Raw genomic sequence first — 19,601 nt, 5'->3', positions numbered from 1 at the left:
CCAGGGGCCGCGTCGTCAGCGCCCGCCTGCCTCCCCGAACATCTCGACCGCGCTCCGCACACCGGCCAGGCCGGAGGTCAGAGCGCTGACCGAGCCGATCGCGCCCGCGACCAGCAGCAGGGAACGTCGTAGCCGGGGGAGCTCCGGGGTGCCGCCTTCGGCCATCGCGGCGAGTGCCGCCAGTTCGTCCTCGGCAATGCCCCGGTCCGTGAATTCGACCGGGTGCGCGGCGAGTTCACGGCGCAGTCGGGCCACGGCTGTGCGCAGTCGCGCCACCCGTGGGTCCTCGTCGCTGCCCGTCACTCGTCTCTGTTCCGTGCTCGGCAACACAGCTCTCCCCCTCGCACGTCTTCGTGCGCTGTTCTCGTGCGTCTTCCAGTGGCCCCTGGTGGCGCTGGTCAGACGCCGGGGGCCGCGGGTCAGTAAACCGCCCTTGACATGGGAAGCGCCACTTTCCGGCCGTCGTCGCGGCCGGAACGGGCTGCCCCGATCGGGTGTATCCAGGAGGCATGACGACAGAACCGATGAACGGGCGCCCCGAGGGCACGGAGGCGGGCGAGGTCGCCGGACTGCTGCTGGCGGCCGGTGGCGGGCGGCGCCTCGGCGGACGCCCGAAGGCGCTCCTGGAGCACCGGGGCCGCCCCCTGGTGGAGCACGCGGTGGAGGTGCTCCGCGCGGCAGGCTGCGCGCGGGTGCACGTGGTCCTGGGCGCCGCCGCCGACGCCGTACGCGCGCGTGCCTCGCTGCCCGGCTGCGTACTGGTCGACAACTCGGAGTGGGAGCAGGGCATGGGTTCGTCCCTCCGGGCGGGTCTCGCCTCACTCCGGGACACGGGGACGGACGCGGCGCTGGTCTCGCTCGTCGACCAGCCGGGGATCGGCGCGGTGGCGACGGCGCGGGTGCGGGACGCCTACCGGTCGCCGTCGACGCTCGCGGCGGCCGCGTACGACGGGCTGCGCGGCCATCCGGTGCTGTTCGGCCGCGACCACTGGGCGGGCATCGAGGCGACTGCGGCCGGGGACAGAGGGGCACGCGACTATCTGCGGGCGCACGCCGACGCGCTCACGCTGATCGAGTGCCGGGAGGTGGCCGATGCGTACGACATCGACACGGCCGAGGACCTGATCCACTTGGAGTGACCGGGGTGGCACTCAGCGACACGTTCTGTCGACGAAAAGAATCTCGACATCAACAAACGATTGAACTTCCACCATGAGGAAACTAGTATCCACTGACCAGAAGGCCCGTAACCCCGGACGGGGCCCGCAGCCGTACCTCGGCTCCTGTGGCACTCAGTGCCATCGCGTCTGCCCGGCAGCTCGCCCGGCCCCGTCCGCGCCGCTCTCTGAAGGAAGTGACAGCTCATGTCCGCACTAGCGCCGTCGCCGCTGGCCATCGTCGACGCAGAGCCCCTGCCCCGACAGGAAGAGGTGCTCACCGACGCGGCCCTCGCCTTTGTGGCCGAGCTGCACCGGCTGTTCACGCCCCGGCGTGACGAGCTCCTCGCCCGGCGCGCCGAGCGCCGTGCCGAGATCGCCACCACCTCCACCCTCGACTTCCTGCCGGAGACCGCCGCGATCCGCGCGGACGACTCCTGGAAGGTCGCCGAGGCCCCGGCCGCGCTGAACGACCGCCGGGTGGAGATCACGGGCCCGACGGACCGCAAGATGACCATCAACGCCCTGAACTCGGGCGCCAAGGTCTGGCTCGCCGACTTCGAGGACGCCTCCGCGCCCACCTGGGAGAACGTGGTCCTCGGGCAGCTCAACCTCACCGACGCCTACGAGCGCCGCATCGACTTCACCGACGAGCGCACCGGCAAGTCGTACGCCCTCAAGGACGCCGGCGAGCTGGCCACGGTCGTCATGCGCCCGCGCGGCTGGCACCTGGACGAGCGCCACCTCCAGGTCGAGGGCCGCCCGGTTCCCGGCGCGCTCGTCGACTTCGGCCTGTACTTCTTCCACAACGCCAAGCGCCTCATCGAGCTCGGCAAGGGCCCGTACTTCTACCTCCCGAAGACGGAGTCGTACCTCGAGGCGCGCCTGTGGAACGACATCTTCGTCTTCGCCCAGGACTACGTCGGCATCCCGCAGGGCACGGTCCGCGCGACCGTCCTGATCGAGACGATCACCGCCGCGTACCAGATGGAGGAGATCCTCTACGAGCTGCGCGACCACGCCTCGGGCCTGAACGCGGGCCGCTGGGACTACCTCTTCTCCATCGTCAAGAACTTCCGTGACGGCGGCGAGAAGTTCGTCCTGCCGGACCGCAACCTCGTGACGATGACCGCCCCCTTCATGCGCGCGTACACCGAACTCCTCGTGCGCACCTGCCACAAGCGCGGCGCGCACGCGATCGGCGGCATGGCGGCGTTCATCCCGTCCCGCAAGGACGCGGAGGTCAACAAGGTCGCGTTCGAGAAGGTCAAGAACGACAAGGACCGCGAGGCCGCCGACGGCTTCGACGGCTCCTGGGTGGCGCACCCGGACCTGGTCCCGATCGCCATGAAGTCCTTCGACGCGGTGCTCGGCGACAAGCCGAACCAGAAGGACCGCCTGCGCGAGGACGTGCACGTCTCGGCGGCCGACCTGATCGCCATCGACTCGCTCGACGCGAAGCCCACGTACGACGGTCTGGTCAACGCCGTCCAGGTCGGCATCCGTTACATCGAGGCGTGGCTGCGCGGCCTCGGCGCCGTCGCCATCTTCAACCTCATGGAGGACGCCGCCACCGCCGAGATCTCGCGCTCGCAGATCTGGCAGTGGATCAACGCCGGTGTCGTCTTCGAGAACGGCGAGACCGCGACCGCGGACCTCGCCCGCAAGGTGGCGGCCCAGGAACTGGACGCCATCCGCGCCGAGATCGGCGACGAGGCGTTCGCCGCGGGCAAGTGGCAGCAGGCCCACGACCTCCTGCTCCAGGTCTCCCTGGACGAGGACTACGCGGACTTCCTGACACTGCCGGCGTACGAGCAGCTGCGCTGAACCCACCCGGTCGTACGACCATGACGAGGCCCCCGGCACCGCACAGCGCCGGGGGCCTCGTCACGCGTCAGCCCACGTGACGCGTCCAGTCCCGCTCCGCCGCGGGCTTGCCGTGCAGGTCCGGGACCCGCTTCAGCCAGGCCGGGCGGCCCGCCTCGGTGGCGGCGGCGCGGCGGGCGTCGGCCGCGGCCAGTTCGCCGCGGGTGGGGAAGCCGGTGGGCAGCCAGGCCGCGGAGGAGCGGGCGCGGGCCAGGAGGTGACCGACGTAGGCCTCGCGCACCTCGTCGGGCGAGGTGAAGCCGGGCTCGTCGGCGAGCCAGGCCTCCGGGACGAGGCCGACGATGTCGCGCAGCACGGACTCGGTGACGAGAGGGGCCAGTTCGGCGTCGGCGGCAGCCATGTCGGGGCCATAGCCGCCGAGGGCGTGGTGGCGGAAATCGTACGCCTTGTCGGGCGCCGACGCGCCCCAGCGGTGGTGGAAGACGAGGGCGGCGCCGTGGTCGATGAGCCACAGTTTCGGAGGGCGGATGCCGAAGGTGGGCCAGATCATGAGGTTCGAACTGTGCACCGTGCGGTCGACGTTGGCCGTGAGGGCGTCGAGCCAGACGACCTTGCCGGCCTCCAGCGGGTCCACGTCGATGGCGTCCGGGGTGAAGTCCTCCGCGCCCGGCAGCAGGTCCATGCCGAGGTTGAGGCCGGCGCTGGCGCGCAGCAGGTCCTGGACCTCCTGGTGCGGCTCGTCGGACGCGACCGCCGGGTCGAAGTGGACGAGGACCAGCTCGGGGAAGCGCAGGCCGAGGTGGCGCGCGAGCTCACCGACGACGATCTCGGCGACCAGCGCCTTGCGCCCCTGGGCGGACCCGGTGAACTTCACGACGTACGTACCGAGATCGTCGGCCTCGACGACGCCGGGGACGGAGCCGCCGGTGTGCAGGGGCTCGATGTAGCGGGTCGCGGTGACGACTCTCAACATTTCCTCAGGCCACCCATTTCTTAGGCCTTGCGATCAACGGTCTGCTGCGGAGAGGTGGAGGAGCCGGCGGCCTCCGGTGTGAAGTGAACATAGTAACCGGGAGGTGATCGCGGGCGAGGAGTGCCGCGCCCCGGGGGGGCGCCCCCGTCCGCTTCTCGCGTTCGGGGGCGCCGTCGTTGTGCGTGGCTACGCGGTCACGTGCGCACCGGGCGCCTGCCGTCGTCCGGCCTGTCCGCGTCATCCGAGAGCGACGGCAGCTTCTCGATGATGTCGAGCAGGGGCTCGTACTCACCGTAGGGGGAGAAGCCGTCGTCGCACCGCTGGTTCCGGGGCGCGGTGAGGAGGTCCTGCGCCTCGGTTCCCGCCAGCTCGACGATGCTCCGCGTCTTCGCGACCGGGACGTCGGTGCACACCTTGCCGACGACGGAGTCGACGATGGCCACCGCGGGGTTCTCCTTGGTGCCGAGAGCCGGCTCCGAGTCCGACGGGTCGGACGGGGTGGGCGGGGCGGACGGGTCAGGCGGGACGGGCTCGCCGGCAGTGGTGGGGCGGTGCGCGTCAGGAGTGGCGTCGGCGCTTTCCGGGGTGGGGCGCAGCCACTCCTTGGGCGGACGCTCGGAGTCGGTGGGCTCGGCCTTCAGCCCCAGCAGCTCGCCGTGCTCGCGGGCCAGCTCGTGGATGGGGTTGTCGGTGTCCTCGGCCGCCTCGTCGAAGCACTCGGCGACGACGTGCTGGGGGGCCTTGACCGGAGTGTGGCCGAGGCGGACCAGGGCCAGGCCGCGGACGCCCCGGTTCACGGCGGTGGTCTCGGGCAGGCCGATGCACTTCGCCGTCTCCTGCGAGATCAGCATCAGTGCGGGGCCTTCGGAGTGCGGGGACGCCGCGGTGGGTGCGGCCGCGGCGGAAGTGGCGGCGGTCGCGGTGGCGGTGACGGGAGTGGCCGCCAGCAGGCCGGCGGTGGCCAGGCCGACAGCGGTCAGTACAGCGGATGCTCGCATGGCATCTCCTCTGGGTTCGCTGGTTTCTCACGGACCGATTTGTCCGTGATGTAAGCATTGCTCGCGGTCAAGCCGAGCGCATCCTCAGCACGTCCGTTCGGGGCGGGACTTGAGCATCTGCTCACTCAACTCACCCTCGAGACAGCGCCTCTGAGGCGCGACATCGAGGCGCTCGATGCGCGCGGAAGGCAAGCAGGCCGGTTCGTACGGCAATTGGCTGGGACCGTCATGCTCCGATGACTGTCGACCCGACGGCTACGCCGCGGAAGGTACGGCAATGACACCGCGGGACGGCGGCACAGCGGGGGGAGTCGCGGCCGGACGGGGATACCTGCCGTCGCCAACAGGGCCCTCGGTGGATGGCCTTGGATGCGGGTCGGCCGAAGGCAGCATGACCCCGCACGCCGGGCGGCTCTTCGAGCACATGATGCGTATCGAGCCGGTACTCCAGGCCGAGCCCCGCGCCGTCGCGACCCGGCCCTGCTTTCGCACCTGCCGTACTGCGCCCCCATCAGCAGTGGACGGCCACCGTCATGCGCACCATCCGGCAGCCGCTTCGTTCTGTGTAGGCGGGCGGCCGAACGCCGCGCCCAGAGCCGTCAGTTGGCAGAACGCGTGCGGCTGGTTACCGTCACCCCGACGTGTCCACCAGCAGGCCCCCAGCAGCCGCAAGGCCGTGGAGGACTGCCCATGCAGTCACTTCCACGACCTCGACGGCGGTTACACCACCAGCAACGACGGGCACGCGCCGGACATCCAGCGCCCGCCTTCCTGAGCAGGGCCGCCCTTCGCCGGGCGGCCCGCTCCGCGTCGCCGGTCATCGGTCATCGGTGCAGTGGCACCTGCCAGGTCTCCACGGGCTGCTTGCCCGGGATGAGGCTTTGCTGCGCCTCGGCCTTCTGGCTGGGCTTGAGGGCCCGACTCGAATCCGAGGATCCACCGGCGTTGTTGCCAGTACCTGTCTGGCCCTGCTGGGCGTTGTTGCCGGTGTTGCTCCCGGTCTGACCCTGCTGGGTGTTGCCCCCAGTGCCCGTGCCGCCCTCCTTCTGGTCATTGCTGTGTTCGCCCTGTTCGCCGTTCGGGTTGCCCTTCTGCTGGGCGAGCTTCGGGCAGTTCTGTGAGTTGAACGCCTGGGCGATGAGCCTGCTGGAGTTCGCCGTGGAAGGCGTGTGCATGGAGAAGTTCTCCAGCTTGTTCCCGTTCTTCTTGTTCGTCATGTCACCGGTGACGTTGGCCATGGCGAAGGCCGCGCCGAAGTGAAGCGTCCGGCCGGGGCGGACCTCGAACTTGTGCGTCGTGGTCTCTTTCGCGGTCTTGGTCCAGGACTTGGAGAACGTAGCCCGGAAGGCCGCGGTGAAACTGGCGCGCGCCCCGACCAGCACGGTGTTCGTGGCACCGACATGCGCGGTCTTCTGGCCGGTGGCGGTCCCGCTCACCTGCGAGCTGGCCTTGTTCGTGCTGGACGACTGGGCCTTGGAGCTGTGCGGTGACCAGGTCTGATGCGTGTTCTCGGTCGCGTTCTGCTTGGTGGTCGACCCGGTCACCTGGACGGTGTCGTCCATGGTGACCGACGCCGTGTTGTTGATGGTTCCCTCGAACATGGCGCTGCCGGAGATCTCCCCACCGATGTTGTCGGTGGAGGACGACGTCAGCTCCGCCTCCTTGGTGACGACGATCGAGTCGTCGGTGCAGTTCTCGACCACGTTGCCCACTGAGACCACACCGGTGTTGAACTCCTTCTTCTCCTTCAGCTCGAAGACGCACGGAGAGGGCTTGCCCTGCGGCGTCTGGCATTCCTGGAGGACCTTTCGGTAGTCCTTGATCGGCTTGCCCTTGGCGTCGTAGGCGCGGGCCTCGGGCAGGGCGGGCAGCTCCACGGAGTCGCTGCTGACGGGATCGGCGTGGGCCGGCGCGGCGGCCGGCATGGTGAGGCTCAGCGAGGTGAGCACTGCGAGGACGAGGCCACGGCGGGCGGAGCGGGCCGTGGGTGGGTTCGGCTTGGACACAGGAGTCTCCTGAGGTAGTACGGGGAGGGGACGGACCACACGGGTGACCGGCACGAATCCCTCACCGGAGATTCCCGTCACAGTGATCCCTTGTTCAACCGCACCTTAAACACGGTCTGTTGCCCTCTGCACCCGTAGGCGTTGATTATCCGATTTTTTGGTGCATTGGTGTGACCCTGCGCAGGGCCGGGCCGGTAACGGCCCGGCCCTGCGGGTCACTTCAGCCGCATCTGTCCCAGCAGTCCCCCCAGTTGTCCCAGCGTTCGTTCTCCAGCCGGGGAACCTCCTTGTCCGCGAAGGCGCACCAGCCCCCGTCGACGTCGTAGTACCAGTACGCCTCGCCTTCCTTCGGCGCATCGAAGAGCACCGGGTTGCAGGGGTCCATGGCGCTCACGGCGCGAGGAGCGGGGGTCGGCCGGGCAGGCGAGGCCGCGGCGGCCTCACCGGTGAGAGCCGCCGAGGCAAGTGCCACGGAGGCGAGAACTGCGACAAGAGCTCGCATGTGCGTTGCTCCTTTCGGGAGTTGTGCGGGACAGGCCGAACGGGCGGCGCACGACCGGCGTCGTCAGGCCGCCCCGCATAGGGAGAAACGTTTTCGCGCCGAGCCTTGCCCGGGTCTTGCCACGACGCCAACTTCTCGGGCCGTACGGGTCAATTGGCGCCCCGTGCAAATGACGCGCATTCGGTGGCACTCGCCCAGCTGTGCCAAAGCCCGTACCGCGTCTGTCGGTTCACCTGAGGGCAGGTGCAGGCGCGCCTGCCGGGCGCCCCTCCGCCCATCCCAACTCGCGCTGCCACTCCGGCCGGGTTACAACTTTGATGTGGCCGATTCCCCGGCGCTCTGACCTGCACCACTGGGTAGCACAGAGGTCCGATCGGGGTGTTTCTACCGCACTTGAGCATCCCTTGCCCTGCGTGACGGAAGGGATGTGACGTCTAGTTAGGTCTATCGACCGGTCGATGGGGCCGTGGACTGCGCTCCCCCCTCCGCTGCGCATACGCGTATTCGGCTTCGACCGGTTGTCCCGAAAACCGAAGAGGAGAAAACTCGTGGACAGCCGCAAAATCGCTGCGATTGTCGCTCCCGTCATGCTGACAGCCGGACTTCTCGGCGCGTCAGCGGTCGCCGCCCCCAACTCCGGTGCAAAGGCCTCCCATTCGTACGACATGGGTATGGCAGCGCCGTCACCCGACTACTCCCGCGCGCCGTCTCCGGACGCGGCGTCGGCGTCTCCGGCAGAGACTCCGTCAGTGACTCAGCCCTCGGTCAAGCAGGAAGATCCGTGCCCCTCCGCGTCACCTGGGCAATCGCAGTCGCCCGCCTGCAAGATGAAGAGCGGGGTCGACGCGCGCCTCAAGGATTGCCCGCCGGACCCACCCGCATCACCCGCCCAGCAGGCCCAATCCGATGCGGCGAATGAATCGGCCGGTCAGCCTCCAGGCACCGGTTCGTCCGGAGACAAGAAGGCCGCAGGCGAACCGCACATTTCGACGTGCATGGACCAAGTGGCGGGGATCCAGGGCGCCCACACCCACCAGCAGGACTTCCAGAAGGGCCTTGAGTCGAAGATCACGGGTTTCCAGGAAGCCCAGAAGGATCGTGACACTTCGTTCAGCGAAGCGGCGCACGGACTCTGCTCCATTCCCCTGTCGCTGATGGCGACCGTTCCGCCTGACGTCACTCGTTTCGACACGAAGGAGCGATTCTGCTGACGGTTACGCGCGGACAAAACAAGTGGTTCCAGAACGTAGTTGGCGCTTTGGCGTCAGGGATTGAAGGAGAGAAAAGTGAGACAGAGAATGAGCCGTCGTGTGCTGCTGGCGGTCGGTGTGGTGATGGCCTGCCTGCCGGTATCGGCCGTCCACGCGGCAGGGGCGGAGCCTACGCCGCCGCAGCTGGAAGAGAGGGAAGTCGACGTGCCGGTGGTCAACGGGTCCTTCAGGAAGCCGCAAGCCGTGCGGACCAGCGCCAACGACTGGGAACAGCTCTACGGGACCTCAGAGCAGACACCGTGGTACTGGGGCCCCACCCTCAAGGCGAACACAGCCGGCGCGGTGGTCGCGGCAGGAAAGTATCGGGCGAACCACGGCGATGATCAGGCCGTTCGTGTCGATGCGCTACCCACTGCCGACGGCAAGGGCCTCGACAACGACAAGCAGCTGAAGACTCGGCTGTGGGATGTGCGTAAGGGGTCCCTGGTGACCTTCAGTTACGACTACGCTCCCACAGTCGACAGGAATTGTCCGGGAACCGGGCAGGGCGCGGATCGACAGCGCAAAGAACTCCCCCTGGAAGTGCGCATCAACCGGAAGAGGAACGAAGAGTGGAAGGTGACGGTGCCCGCGCCGACTTTTGAGACCATCGAACCCACGACTGGGACAAAGGTCGAAGTAGGTACGGCGAATTGGCAGCGAGCCACCATCTCCTTCGAAGCCGAGACCGACCACCCCGAAATGGCCTTCATCCTGCCCGACGTGCAGTACGGCCAGAACAGCAAGAACCCGGTGGCTACGGCGTGCCATCCCATGATCGCCGCTGTGTCGGCACGTCAGCGACCCATCGAGGTCGACAAGAGCCGGCGCAAGACCGATCTGCCGCCCGCCCAGTCCTTCACGGGGAACGAGCCCTCCGTGACCTCCTCCAAGCCCGACCCGACCCTGGCCCTGGAGAAGTGCGTAGAAAAGGACTGCAAGTTCACCCTCAATCAGCGGTACTCCTACGGCTACTACGACCGGCCGAGGCCGATCGGTGAGGTCTACGAGAACTGCACGTTCAGCGAGAGCCAGGCCTCGGCGGCTCTGCGGGACAGGAGGAAGGTCGTGTATCGCGAGCGTTCCTTCGACAGCGCCACTCAGTCGAAGAACACGCAGTTCCTCGACTCCAGTTCGCACGACGGACTGACCTCGACGGACCTGAGCCATGACGTCTCACACGCCGACCCCTCCAAGGAAGCAAAGGAATCAGGCGTCGCACAAGACGCCAGCCAGGACAAAGCCGGAAGGGCGGCAGTGCATTTCGCCGCTGCCTACGAAAGGGTCCGCGACCAGCCCTGGCAGTGGTCGCGGACGGCCGAACGCGACATCGACGTCGTCACCCCGAAGAATCACGCGAGTTGGGTGGAGGTGTCCGCCGCCCGCGAGCGGGCCGACGGCCACTACACCGTCACGGACGGCGACCCCAACTCCACGACCGAGCCGACCGTCTACCGGCAGTTCATCACCTACGACGGCCCCTCCCGCATCACCTCCGACCGCGTCTTCCAGCGCCACGGCACCCTCTCCCCCACCGAGATCGAGCGCTGCAAGACCCACCGGCCGCTTCCCTACACCCCGGCCGAGGAGCCGGTGGTGCCCTACGACCCGAAGGACACCGACGTGACGGACGAGTCCCTCACCCCGGGAACGGCTGTCGGCAACCGGAACGTGCCGCCCGCCAAGAAGTGATCCCGGCCGCCACCCGCAGGAAACACCCGTCACCCGGCGCCCGCCCCACGAACACGTGGCCGGGCGCCGGGAGGCTCGGCCTTGCCCCCGTCCCGCTCCCCCAGCTCCTGTCTTGCACCAGAGCCGTGCAGACCTGTCCTGCCTCCGTCCAAGAACAGCCGCCGCGTGGGGAGTCGGTCGATCACCTGGCAGAGGTAGGCGTGCGTACGGGTCTTCTGATCGGTCCCGGCGAGGAACAGATCGAACGCATCGCGGTAGGCGTCCTCGTCCGACCGCAGGTCTTTCCCCGCGCCACTGTTCCGCTGCCCCATCCTGGGTCCTTCCGCAAGGGTCTGCATCGCGTCGCACCGGCGGTCACGACGCGCGCAGCGCCTTGGCGAGGACGGAGTCCCCGGAGACCTCGATCCGGCCCTCCCGCACGCCCTGCCCGACGGTCAGTTCGCCGCGGCTCACCGCCACGCACGTCCCGGCGTCCAGCGTGACGCGGGCGTCGGGCTCGTCCGGCGCCGGCCCGTCGCCGTAGCTCTCGGCGCCGCCCGCGAGCCGTACATGGAAGCGTCCCTCGTCGAGCCGCACCTCCACCACGCCTTCGAGCCCGGTCTCCGCGAGGCGCCGCAGCAGCGGCAGCGCGAACCAGTGGGCGCGCACCGCGTCCGTGGGCCTGCGCTCCGCCAGGCCGTGCGCGCCCCATCCGGCGAGGGCCTCCAGGACCGGCCGCAACTCCCGGCCCCGCTCGGTGAGTTCGTAGACGTACGCCGCCGCGGGCGGGGGAAGGCGGCGCCGCGTGGCCAAGCCCTGCTGCTCCATGTCCTTCAGGCGCGAGGCGAGGACGTCGGTGCTGACGCCCGGCAGGTCGGCGTGCAGGTCGGTGTAGCGGCGCGGGCCGACCAGCAGTTCCCGGACGACCAAGAGGGTCCAGCGGTCGCCCACGGCGTCCAGGGCCCGGGCCGCCGCGCAGTACTGGTCGTAGCTTCGGCGAGGTGACATGGGACGCAGTCTAGACAGGTTGTTGGACTTTCCAAGGTGTGACTTGGTAAAACCAAGTAACTCACGTCACGGGAGGCGCACCGCATGGAGTTCCGGCAGTCGAGCAAGCTCAGCGAGGTCTGTTACGAGATCCGGGGCCCCGTCATCGAGCACGCCAACGCCCTGGAGGAGGCGGGCCACAGCGTCCTGCGCCTCAACACCGGCAACCCCGCGCTCTTCGGCTTCGAGGCGCCCGAGGAGATCGTCCAGGACATGATCCGGATGCTCCCGCGCGCGCACGGCTACACGGACTCGCGCGGCGTCCTGTCCGCCCGCCGCGCGGTCGCGCAGCGCTACCAGGCGCTCGGCCTCGACGAGGTCTCCGTGGACGACGTCTTCCTCGGCAACGGCGTGTCCGAGCTGGTCACCATGGCCGTGCAGGCACTCCTCGAAGACGGCGACGAAGTCCTCATCCCGGCTCCCGACTTCCCCCTGTGGACGGCCGTGACGACCCTCTCCGGGGGCAAGGCCGTCCACTACGTGTGCGACGAGTCCGCGGACTGGTATCCCGACCTCGACGACATGGCCGCGAAGATCACCGACCGGACGAAGGCCGTCGTGATCATCAACCCCAACAACCCGACGGGCGCGGTCTATCCGAAGGAGGTCCTGGAGGGCATCCTCGATCTCGCCCGGCGGCACGGCCTGATGGTCTTCGCCGACGAGATCTACGACCAGATCCTCTACGACGACGCCGTCCACCACAGCGTCGCCGCCCTCGCCCCGGACCTCGTCGTCCTCACCTTCTGCGGCCTGTCGAAGACGTACCGGGTGGCGGGTTTCCGCTCGGGCTGGCTGGTCGTCACCGGACCGCAGCAGCACGCGAAGAACTACCTGGAGGGCCTGACGATGCTGGCCTCCATGCGGCTGTGCCCCAACGCGCCCGCGCAGTACGCCATCCAGGCGGCGCTCGGTGGCCGCCAGTCGATCCGCGAACTCACCGCCCCCGGTGGGCGGTTGCACGAGCAGCGGGACCGGGCCTGGGAGAAGCTGAACGAGATCCCCGGCGTCTCCTGCGTCAAGCCGAAGGGTGCGCTGTACGCCTTCCCGCGCCTGGACCCGAAGGTCCATCCGATCCACGACGACGAGAAGTTCGTCCTGGACCTTCTCCTCCAAGAGAAGATCCAGGTGGTCCAGGGCACCGGCTTCAACTGGCCGCGCCCCGACCACTTCCGAATCCTCACCCTCCCCCACGCCGATGACCTCGACGCGGCGATCAGCCGAATCGGCCGCTTCCTGAGCGGCTACCGCCAGTGACACCGAGCACCTAGGAGCGCCGTGCCGCCGTCCTGCACCACCTGTGCCGTGCCCGTCCTCACCCAGTTCGCCTCGCCCGAACTGGTCGGTCCCATCGTGTACGCGGGCCACGACCGGGCCGCGGACCCCGCGTGGGGGGAGTCGGGCGCGGCGACCCTGGACGACTACGCCCGCTGGTGCGGGCACCTTTGCGGGGTGACGTGCTTCCGGATGTTCCTCGGGCCGTCCGCGCCGTCCCTGTTCGAACTGCGGGACGGTGCGCTGAAGTACGGCGCCTATACGGAGGCCGGTGGGGTCATCCGGGGGATGATCTACGCTCCCTTCGCCGCGTACGCCCGTGAGGCGCACGGTGTTGATGCCGTGGTCCACCGGCACCTGTCGGTCGAGGAGATCGGCGCTCTCCTCGACGAGGGGCGGCAGGTCGTCGCCTCCGTGCACTTCGAGATCCGCCGGCCGTGGCTTGCTGCGCCGGGCCGGGGTGGGCACCTGGTGCTGGTCACCGGCCGGGCGGCGGACGGGCGGCTGCACTTCCACAATCCGTCCGGGGTCGATGCGGGGACGCGTGCGGCGGTCATGTCCGTCGATGAGTTCGAGCCGTTCTTTGCTGGGCGGGGGGTTTCGCTGCGGTGAGGGGGTGCGGGGCCGTCTGAGTGTGCGGGGCCGTGGTGGCTGGTCGCGCCGTTCCCCGCGGCTGCCTGGCGGGGGCCTGGCCCGGACCGTCTGAGTGTGCGCGTCCGTCGTGGTTGCTCGCGCAGTTCCCCGCGCCCCCAAAACGGGGCCCGAGGCCCCGCCGTGCCGTTTGGATCCTCGCGTCCGTCGTGGTTGCTCGCGCAGTTCCCCGCGCCCCCAAAACGGGGCCCGAGGCCCCGCCGTGTCGTCTGGATCCTCGCGTCCGTCGTGGTTACTCGCGCAGTTCCCCGCGCCCCTGACGGGGCACCAGTCCCGCCGCAGGTCCCCGCGCCCCTGCCGGGGCCGTGGATCCGCTGCGTTTTGTCGGATGTCGTGCAAGATCAATAGGATCCGGCGATGATCACAAGACAACGGCCGGCGGCCTGGGTCATCGCTCTGCTTGCCGCCCTGACCGCCGGAGTCGTCACGGCAGGCCCCGTCGCCGCCGATGACGACGACGAACCGGCGCGCCCCGCCCCCAAGGTCGAGCTGGTGCTCGACGTCAGTGGGTCCATGCGGGCCCGCGACATCGACGGCAAGTCCCGCATGGCCGCCGCCAAGCAGGCGTTCAACGAAGTGCTGGACGCGACCCCGGACGAGGTCGCCCTCGGCATCCGTACCCTCGGCGCCAACTACCGCGGCGACGACCGCAAGGCGGGCTGCAAGGACACCGAGCTGCTCTACCCCGTGGAGCGGCTCGACAAGGCGGGCCGTACCGACGCGAAGACCGCCGTGGCGACTCTCGCGCCGACTGGCTGGACCCCGATCGGCCCGACGCTGCTCAAGGCCGCCGACGACCTGACGGACGACACCGCCGAGCGCAGCCGCCGCATCGTGCTGATATCCGACGGCGAGGACACCTGCCAGCCGCTCGACCCCTGCGTCGTGGCGCGGGAGATCTCCGCCAAGGGGATCCACCTCACCATCGACACGCTCGGCCTGGTCCCGGACGCCAAGACCCGCGACCAGCTGAGCTGCATCGCGGAGGCCACCGGCGGCACGTACACCTCGATCCGGCACACCGATGAACTCTCCGGCCGTGTCAAGCAGTTGATCGACCGCGCCGCCGATCCGGTGGTCACGCCGGTGGAGGCGAAGGGTGCCGCCGAGTGCGCCGACGCGCCCCTGCTGAAGTCGGGGCTCTACACCGACCGCGAGGAGTTCGGCGAGCACCGCTGGTACCGCGTCGATGTGCCCGCGGGCAAGGAGCTGCGCGCCTCCGTCAGCGTGTCGGCCGACCGCGCCGTCAACCAGGACTACGGCGTGCTGCTGCGCGCCGAGACACCGGGCGGACGCGAGATCGTGCGCGGCCAGGAGTCCGGTGACGGCCGTACCGACGTCATCTCCACCGGCCTGCGCTATCCGAGGCCGGAAGCCGACGAGAGCGGCGAGGATGACAAGTACGCGGCGACTGAAAGCGTCTGTCTGCGGGTCAGCAACTCCTTCTCCGCGCCCGCCTCGGTGAAGAAGACGCCGGGCCTGCCCGTCGAGCTGGCCGTCGATCTGGTCGACTCCCCGGACGAGGCCTCGGACGTCGCCTCCTTCGGCCTCGGCCACGGCTGGTGGCTGCTCGGTCTGCTCGTGCTCGTCGGCTTCGTCGCCGGTCTGGTCTGGGGCTGGCTGTCCCGCTGGCGCTTCGCGGTCTGGAGGACCAACTGATGAGCCGTCCGATGCGTTCGACACGTGTATGGGCACGTGCGGCCCTGCTGGCCACGGCCGCCCTGCTGGCCTTCCCCGGAGCCGCCGCCGCCGACGGTGACGGTGACGGTGGCGGTGACGACAAGGGCGAGGCCCCCACCGAGGCGGGCACGTCCTTCCGTACCGCCACCCCGATCCGCCCCGACCAGGAGGCCACTGCGGAGGCGTCCACGGGTGACTACCTGTACTGGGCGTTCCCCGTCGACACCGGTCAGCGTGCCACCGTGCACGCCACGGTGAAGCTCCCGGACGCGGCCGCCCGGCACGCGGCCTCCACCTGGCAGGTCGATGTGTACGACGGCCTGCGGCGCCGCCAGGCCTGCCGGCTCGGCACGCCGAAGAGGACGGTGGCGCCGGACGCCGGGTCCGTCTCCCTGTCCTGCACGCTGCGCACGGTGCGGGCCTGGTCGGAGCAGTGGGCGAACGACCCGCTGCCGGGTACCTACTACCTGCGGCTCACGGTCACCGGCCTGAAGGCCGACGACCTCGGCCTGCCGGTGCGGGCCGAGACGAAGGTGACCACGACCGACGCGGGCGGCGCGCAGGCCGTCGACGGGGCGCTCGCGGAGCCGCTGGTGCCGGGCGCGGGCTCGGACCGGCAGCGGCCCGCCGCCGCCACGGAACCGGAGGACGGCTGGGCCTCCGGCTGGTGGTCCTCGCGCTGGCTCTGGACGGCGGCCGGCGGCATCCTCGCGGCCCTCGCGGGCGTCGGCGGATACGCCCTGACCCGCGGCTCGGGCCGTCCCGCGCGGGTACCGCAGGGCCTGTAGCCGTCCCGGCGGGCCCGCCACGCGGCCGAGCCGCGTGGCGTGGCAGTCTCGGTGGTGGCCGGACCGCACGGTGCGGCCACCACCGGAAGAACAGGAATGGCGCGACCATGGGCGATCTGCTCCTCGTCCGGCACGGCGAGACGGAGTGGTCCCTCTCGGGGCAGCACACCGGCTGGACGGACATCCCCCTCACGGACAACGGCAGGCGGCAGGCCCGTTCGCTCGCCCCGCTCGTAGGCGGGTTCCGGATCGGCGCGGCGTTCACGAGCCCGCTGCGGCGCTCGCGGGAGACGGCGGAGCTCGTCGGTTTCCCGGACGCGTACGTCGACCCGGATCTGCGCGAGTGGGACTACGGCGCGTACGAGGGCGTCACGACCGTCGAGATCCACCGCACGCGGCCCGACTGGTACCTCTTCACCGACGGCGTCGCGCCCGGCCCGCCGGAGCACCCCGGTGAGAGCCCGGAGCAGGTCGGCGAGCGCGCCGACCGCATGCTGGCCAAGGTGGACGCGGCGCTCGCCAACAACGAGGGCAGCGTGGTCCTCTTCGCCCACAGCCACTTCCTGCGCGTCCTGACCGCGCGCAGGCTGGGCCTGCCCGCGTCGGGCGGCTCGATGTTCCTCCTGGCGACGGGCACGGTGAGCAGGCTGAGCACGGAGCACGGGCGGCCGGTGGTGGCGAGCTGGAACCTGCGGCCGTAGTACGGGGATCGGGCGGCGGCGGCCTCCGCGGCCTCCTCCGTGGCCGCCGCCCCGCCCGCCTTCGAAAGCCGCGGACTTGATCACCCCGTCCCATTCGACAGCCGCGCTCTTGATCATCAAGACTGCGCGCATGCGATACGGCGTGAATCTCCTCAACTTCGGCTCCGGCACCACCCCCGACTCCCTCGTGCGGCAGGCGTCCGACGCCCGTGAAGTCGGCTTCGAGTTCGCGATGATCTCCGACCACATCGCGGTGACCCCGGACGTCCACGAGGTCTATCCGGCGCCGTTCTACGACCAGTTCGTGCTCGCCGCGCACCTCGCGGGGCGCGTGCCGGGGCTGCGGCTCGGCACCACCATCACCGTGATCCCCTACCGGCACCCCTTGCAGACCGCGCGGCTCGCCGCCAACATCGACCGGCTCAACGCCGCCGGGTTCATCCTCGGCGCCGGGGTGGGCTGGTCCGCCGCCGAGTACGAGGTGCTCGGCGTCCCCTTCCGGGAGCGCGGCGCGATCACCGACGAGTACCTCACCGCGATCCGCGCCGCCTGGCGCGAGGACCCGACGTCCTTCCGGGGCACGTATGTCTCGTACGAGGATGTCCGCACCGCCCCGGCCCCCGCGACCAGCCCGCGGCTGCCGGTCTGGGTCGGCGGCAACTCCCCGGCGGCGCAGCGCCGCGCGGCCCGGCTCGGCGAGGCCTGGCATCCGTTCATGCCGACGCGGGACGCGCTGTGCGCCGCGCTCCCCCGCATCGCGGCCGAGGCCGAGGCCGCGGGCCGCCCGGTGCCGGACCTCGCGCCGCGGCTCCAGATCCGGCTCGGGGAGCGGCCCGACACGTCCGACCGGCCGCTCGGGCACGGCAGCGTGGACCAGATCCGCGGCGACCTGGAGACCCTCGCCGAGCTGGGCGCCACGGACGTGCTGCTCGACACCTACCCCGGTTCTCCCGGCGAGCGGGCGGGCGCCGACGAGGACCGGCGGGTGCTTGCGCTCGTGATGTCAGTGGCACAGGGCACCATCGGTATCAGTTGACGGTACCGACGCGGAAAGGGGTGCGTGCGCGGTGAAGCCACCCACGGCCACGCAGCGACGGATCATCGAGGCGGCGGACCCGGCGACCGGGCGGCTGTCCGGGACCGAGGCCCAGCTGACGGGCCTGGTGCGGGCGCGCCTGGCCTTCCGCCATCCCCGGCCCCCGCACGCGTACTTCCTGACGCCCGCGGGCCATCGCCTGCGGGACGAGGCCGCGCGGACACCGGAGCCCGCCGCGGGCCCGGCCGCCGGGTCCGCGGCTGCTTCCGGCGTCTTCGCGGCGCGCACCGGCACGGAGACGTCCGTGACCGGGAGCGAGGGCCCCGCCCGCGCGCGGGAGGTCCGCAGCGCCTGGGAGGGCCTGGTCGAGCTGCGCCGCATGACGAACCCCGACGGCGCCCGCGACCGGCCCTGCGCGTGGGAGCGTACGCATCTGGTGCGGGCGGCGGCCCTGGCCCTGGAGGCGGCGGGTCGCCTCCCCGCCCGTCCGGGCCACGAAGGCGATATAGGCCACGCGGGCCACGCGGGCCGCGAGGGCTACGAGGTGTCGGCGACCCCGCAGCCCGAGGCCGTCGCCGTCCGCGAGCCGTCCCCGGACGGGCTGCGGGCCTGCGCGGCCGCGCTGGAGCGGGCGGGCTGGCAGGTGAGCGAACACGCCGGACCACGCGGCGCCCGCTATCTCCTGGCCTCCCCGAGGCGCGCGTGAACGGGGCGCGTGTGAACGGGGCGCGCGTGAACGGGGCGTCGGGCACCGTCAGAACACGGGCCCCGGCGGGCCATGGCGGGCTACGGCGTCAGCACGATCCTGCCGAAGACCTCACCCGCGTCCATCTTCCGGTGCGCCAGTGCGGCTTGCTCCAGCGGCGGCACTTCATGCACGACCACTTCGCTGCCCGGGGCCCGACTTCGTCATGGGCGACCTGATTCTCGTCCTCATGGCCAACAGGGGCGTCCACGCCACATCGACCGCCGGTCAGGTCAACGCCTCCCGGCGCTTCGCGGCGCCGGTGATCCAGGCGCTCGAAGCCTGCCCTCGGCACGGGTCACTGCCGCGTACATGACATCGTTACCCGACCGACCCACGACGTTCACACCCGCGTACGCACATCCGTGCGACTCTCCCGGTGACCGAGCAGTCAACTCGCGTAGACCCCGCGCTCCTTGGGCGGACGCGCGGCACGCGAGCCCCCGGGAAAGGACACACCCCACATGCCCGTCCCGCGCGTACGCCGCTGGAAACCCCTGGCCCTGACCGCCGCCGCCGTGCTCGTCGGCATCACCGTGCCCGCCACGGCCACGGCCACCACCTCCCCCGCACCGGCTCCGGCGACCGCGGCCGTCGGCGCCTACGACGACACGTACTACAAGGACGCGCTCGGCAAGACCGGCCCCGCGCTGAAGTCCGCGTTGCACACGATCGTCAGCAAGCAGACCAAGCTCTCCTACAGCCAGGTCTGGGACGCCCTGAAGACCACCGACCAGGACCCGGCCAACAGCTCGAACGTGATCCTGCTCTACACCGGCACCTCGCGGAGCAAGAGCAGCAGCGGCGGTGACCAGGGCGACTGGAACCGCGAGCACGTCTGGGCCAAGTCCCACGGCGACTTCGGTACGGCGACCGGGCCCGGCACCGACATCCACCACCTGCGTCCCGAGGACGTCACGGTCAACAGCATCCGTGGCAACAAGGACTTCGACAACGGCGGCGGCGCCGTCGCCGGGGCCCCGGGCAACCTCACCGACGGCGACTCGTTCGAGCCGCGCGACGCGGTCAAGGGCGACGTGGCCCGCATGATCCTCTACATGGCCGTGCGCTACGACGGCGAGGACGGCTTCCCCGACCTGGAGCCCAACGACAGGGTGGACAACGGCAGCGCGCCCGCCATCGGCCGCCTGGCGGTGCTGAAGCAGTGGAGTGACGAGGACCCGCCGGACGCGTTCGAGAAGAACCGCAACCAGGTCATATTCGACAAGTTCCAGCACAACAGGAACCCGTTCATCGACCACCCGGAGTGGGTGGAAGAGGTCTGGTGACCGCC

General features: G+C 70.3%; 19 protein-coding genes. 12 read left to right on the top strand and 7 right to left on the bottom strand.

The genetic code is table 11. The features are described 5' to 3' along the window. Window positions 1–15 precede the first annotated feature (15 nt). On the bottom strand, window positions 16–303 hold the full coding sequence (locus ACF062_RS09630) for a DUF5955 family protein (RefSeq protein WP_392137204.1): 288 nt from the start codon (window positions 301–303) through the stop codon (window positions 16–18). Between the two features lie 206 nt (window positions 304–509). Between ACF062_RS09630 and ACF062_RS09625 the strand changes: the two genes are divergently transcribed. After that, window positions 510–1,139 (top strand): NTP transferase domain-containing protein, encoded by a 630-nt coding sequence (locus tag ACF062_RS09625; RefSeq protein WP_392137203.1) that lies wholly within the window; start codon window positions 510–512, stop codon window positions 1,137–1,139. A gap of 225 nt (window positions 1,140–1,364) precedes the next feature. Beyond that, entirely contained in the window at window positions 1,365–2,984 is a 1,620-nt protein-coding gene (aceB, locus tag ACF062_RS09620; RefSeq protein ID WP_392137202.1) for a malate synthase A, read from the top strand. Between the two features lie 67 nt (window positions 2,985–3,051). Here the strand turns inward: aceB and ACF062_RS09615 are convergent, their stop codons facing one another. From ACF062_RS09615 to ACF062_RS09600, 4 genes are all read right to left on the bottom strand, one after another. Beyond that, the gene (locus tag ACF062_RS09615; RefSeq protein WP_392137201.1) at window positions 3,052–3,957 is read right to left on the bottom strand and encodes a HipA family kinase; all 906 of its coding nucleotides are present in this window, start codon (window positions 3,955–3,957) and stop codon (window positions 3,052–3,054) included. Between the two features lie 194 nt (window positions 3,958–4,151). Next, window positions 4,152–4,955 carry a hypothetical protein gene (locus tag ACF062_RS09610; RefSeq protein ID WP_392137200.1) on the bottom strand — a complete coding sequence of 268 codons (804 nt, stop codon included), beginning with the start codon at window positions 4,953–4,955 and terminating at the stop codon, window positions 4,152–4,154. Between the two features lie 824 nt (window positions 4,956–5,779). After that, window positions 5,780–6,961, bottom strand: a complete 1,182-nt coding sequence (locus ACF062_RS09605; protein WP_392137199.1) for a hypothetical protein — start codon at window positions 6,959–6,961, stop codon at window positions 5,780–5,782. A 220-nt stretch (window positions 6,962–7,181) separates the two neighbouring features. Continuing rightward, window positions 7,182–7,463 (bottom strand): hypothetical protein, encoded by a 282-nt coding sequence (locus tag ACF062_RS09600; protein WP_392137198.1) that lies wholly within the window; start codon window positions 7,461–7,463, stop codon window positions 7,182–7,184. Between the two features lie 548 nt (window positions 7,464–8,011). Here ACF062_RS09600 and ACF062_RS09595 point away from each other — a divergent pair. Both ACF062_RS09595 and ACF062_RS09590 read left to right on the top strand, forming a co-directional pair. Then, window positions 8,012–8,674: a hypothetical protein gene (locus ACF062_RS09595; protein WP_392137197.1), complete on the top strand. Its 663-nt coding sequence runs from the start codon at window positions 8,012–8,014 to the stop codon at window positions 8,672–8,674. Between the two features lie 99 nt (window positions 8,675–8,773). Then, on the top strand, window positions 8,774–10,405 hold the full coding sequence (locus ACF062_RS09590; protein WP_392137196.1) for a hypothetical protein: 1,632 nt from the start codon (window positions 8,774–8,776) through the stop codon (window positions 10,403–10,405). A 29-nt stretch (window positions 10,406–10,434) separates the two neighbouring features. Here ACF062_RS09590 and ACF062_RS09585 read toward each other — a convergent pair whose 3' ends face one another. Both ACF062_RS09585 and ACF062_RS09580 read right to left on the bottom strand, forming a co-directional pair. Then, window positions 10,435–10,716 carry a hypothetical protein gene (locus tag ACF062_RS09585; RefSeq protein WP_392137195.1) on the bottom strand — a complete coding sequence of 94 codons (282 nt, stop codon included), beginning with the start codon at window positions 10,714–10,716 and terminating at the stop codon, window positions 10,435–10,437. A gap of 43 nt (window positions 10,717–10,759) precedes the next feature. Beyond that, on the bottom strand, window positions 10,760–11,392 hold the full coding sequence (locus tag ACF062_RS09580; RefSeq protein WP_392137194.1) for a winged helix-turn-helix transcriptional regulator: 633 nt from the start codon (window positions 11,390–11,392) through the stop codon (window positions 10,760–10,762). An 84-nt stretch (window positions 11,393–11,476) separates the two neighbouring features. Here ACF062_RS09580 and ACF062_RS09575 point away from each other — a divergent pair, with 84 nt between their 5' ends. The 8 genes from ACF062_RS09575 to ACF062_RS09540 all read left to right on the top strand — a co-directional run bounded on the left by ACF062_RS09575 (window position 11,477) and on the right by ACF062_RS09540 (window position 19,596). Beyond that, window positions 11,477–12,688 carry a pyridoxal phosphate-dependent aminotransferase gene (locus ACF062_RS09575; protein WP_392137193.1) on the top strand — a complete coding sequence of 404 codons (1,212 nt, stop codon included), beginning with the start codon at window positions 11,477–11,479 and terminating at the stop codon, window positions 12,686–12,688. Between the two features lie 48 nt (window positions 12,689–12,736). Beyond that, window positions 12,737–13,318: a peptidase gene (locus tag ACF062_RS09570; RefSeq protein WP_392137192.1), complete on the top strand. Its 582-nt coding sequence runs from the start codon at window positions 12,737–12,739 to the stop codon at window positions 13,316–13,318. Window positions 13,319–13,714: 396 nt separating this feature from the next. Further along, entirely contained in the window at window positions 13,715–15,016 is a 1,302-nt protein-coding gene (locus ACF062_RS09565; protein ID WP_392137191.1) for a VWA domain-containing protein, read from the top strand. 11 nt (window positions 15,017–15,027) lie between these two features. After that, complete coding sequence (locus tag ACF062_RS09560; protein ID WP_392137190.1) at window positions 15,028–15,825, top strand: hypothetical protein; 798 nt, start codon at window positions 15,028–15,030, stop codon at window positions 15,823–15,825. 107 nt (window positions 15,826–15,932) lie between these two features. Beyond that, window positions 15,933–16,526, top strand: a complete 594-nt coding sequence (locus ACF062_RS09555; RefSeq protein ID WP_223777690.1) for a histidine phosphatase family protein — start codon at window positions 15,933–15,935, stop codon at window positions 16,524–16,526. 130 nt (window positions 16,527–16,656) lie between these two features. Further along, window positions 16,657–17,562 carry a TIGR03619 family F420-dependent LLM class oxidoreductase gene (locus ACF062_RS09550; protein WP_392137189.1) on the top strand — a complete coding sequence of 302 codons (906 nt, stop codon included), beginning with the start codon at window positions 16,657–16,659 and terminating at the stop codon, window positions 17,560–17,562. Window positions 17,563–17,593: 31 nt separating this feature from the next. Next, a complete protein-coding gene (locus ACF062_RS09545; protein WP_392137188.1) occupies window positions 17,594–18,268 on the top strand; it encodes a hypothetical protein in 675 nt (224 codons plus the stop codon). Between the two features lie 503 nt (window positions 18,269–18,771). Continuing rightward, window positions 18,772–19,596, top strand: a complete 825-nt coding sequence (locus tag ACF062_RS09540; RefSeq protein ID WP_392137187.1) for an endonuclease I family protein — start codon at window positions 18,772–18,774, stop codon at window positions 19,594–19,596. Window positions 19,597–19,601: the final 5 nt, after the last annotated feature.

This window comes from Streptomyces sp. NPDC015345, assembly GCF_043078805.1.
Lineage (GTDB): Bacteria > Actinomycetota > Actinomycetes > Streptomycetales > Streptomycetaceae > Streptomyces.
Note: the sequence above shows the minus strand (reverse complement) of the source record. Positions and strands in the feature narration are given on the sequence as shown.

What these genes read in the sequence shown, in the direction of transcription:
- ACF062_RS09625 (WP_392137203.1), top strand. Translation starts at nt 510, where the DNA reads ATGACGACAGAACCGATGAACGGGCGCCCCGAGGGCACGGAGGCGGGC.
- aceB (WP_392137202.1), top strand. Translation starts at nt 1,365, where the DNA reads ATGTCCGCACTAGCGCCGTCGCCGCTGGCCATCGTCGACGCAGAGCCC.
- ACF062_RS09615 (WP_392137201.1), bottom strand. Translation starts at nt 3,957, where the DNA reads ATGTTGAGAGTCGTCACCGCGACCCGCTACATCGAGCCCCTGCACACC.
- ACF062_RS09610 (WP_392137200.1), bottom strand. Translation starts at nt 4,955, where the DNA reads ATGCGAGCATCCGCTGTACTGACCGCTGTCGGCCTGGCCACCGCCGGC.
- ACF062_RS09600 (WP_392137198.1), bottom strand. Translation starts at nt 7,463, where the DNA reads ATGCGAGCTCTTGTCGCAGTTCTCGCCTCCGTGGCACTTGCCTCGGCG.
- ACF062_RS09585 (WP_392137195.1), bottom strand. Translation starts at nt 10,716, where the DNA reads ATGGGGCAGCGGAACAGTGGCGCGGGGAAAGACCTGCGGTCGGACGAG.
- ACF062_RS09580 (WP_392137194.1), bottom strand. Translation starts at nt 11,392, where the DNA reads ATGTCACCTCGCCGAAGCTACGACCAGTACTGCGCGGCGGCCCGGGCC.
- ACF062_RS09575 (WP_392137193.1), top strand. Translation starts at nt 11,477, where the DNA reads ATGGAGTTCCGGCAGTCGAGCAAGCTCAGCGAGGTCTGTTACGAGATC.
- ACF062_RS09565 (WP_392137191.1), top strand. Translation starts at nt 13,715, where the DNA reads ATGATCACAAGACAACGGCCGGCGGCCTGGGTCATCGCTCTGCTTGCC.
- ACF062_RS09560 (WP_392137190.1), top strand. Translation starts at nt 15,028, where the DNA reads ATGCGTTCGACACGTGTATGGGCACGTGCGGCCCTGCTGGCCACGGCC.
- ACF062_RS09555 (WP_223777690.1), top strand. Translation starts at nt 15,933, where the DNA reads ATGGGCGATCTGCTCCTCGTCCGGCACGGCGAGACGGAGTGGTCCCTC.
- ACF062_RS09550 (WP_392137189.1), top strand. Translation starts at nt 16,657, where the DNA reads ATGCGATACGGCGTGAATCTCCTCAACTTCGGCTCCGGCACCACCCCC.
- ACF062_RS09540 (WP_392137187.1), top strand. Translation starts at nt 18,772, where the DNA reads ATGCCCGTCCCGCGCGTACGCCGCTGGAAACCCCTGGCCCTGACCGCC.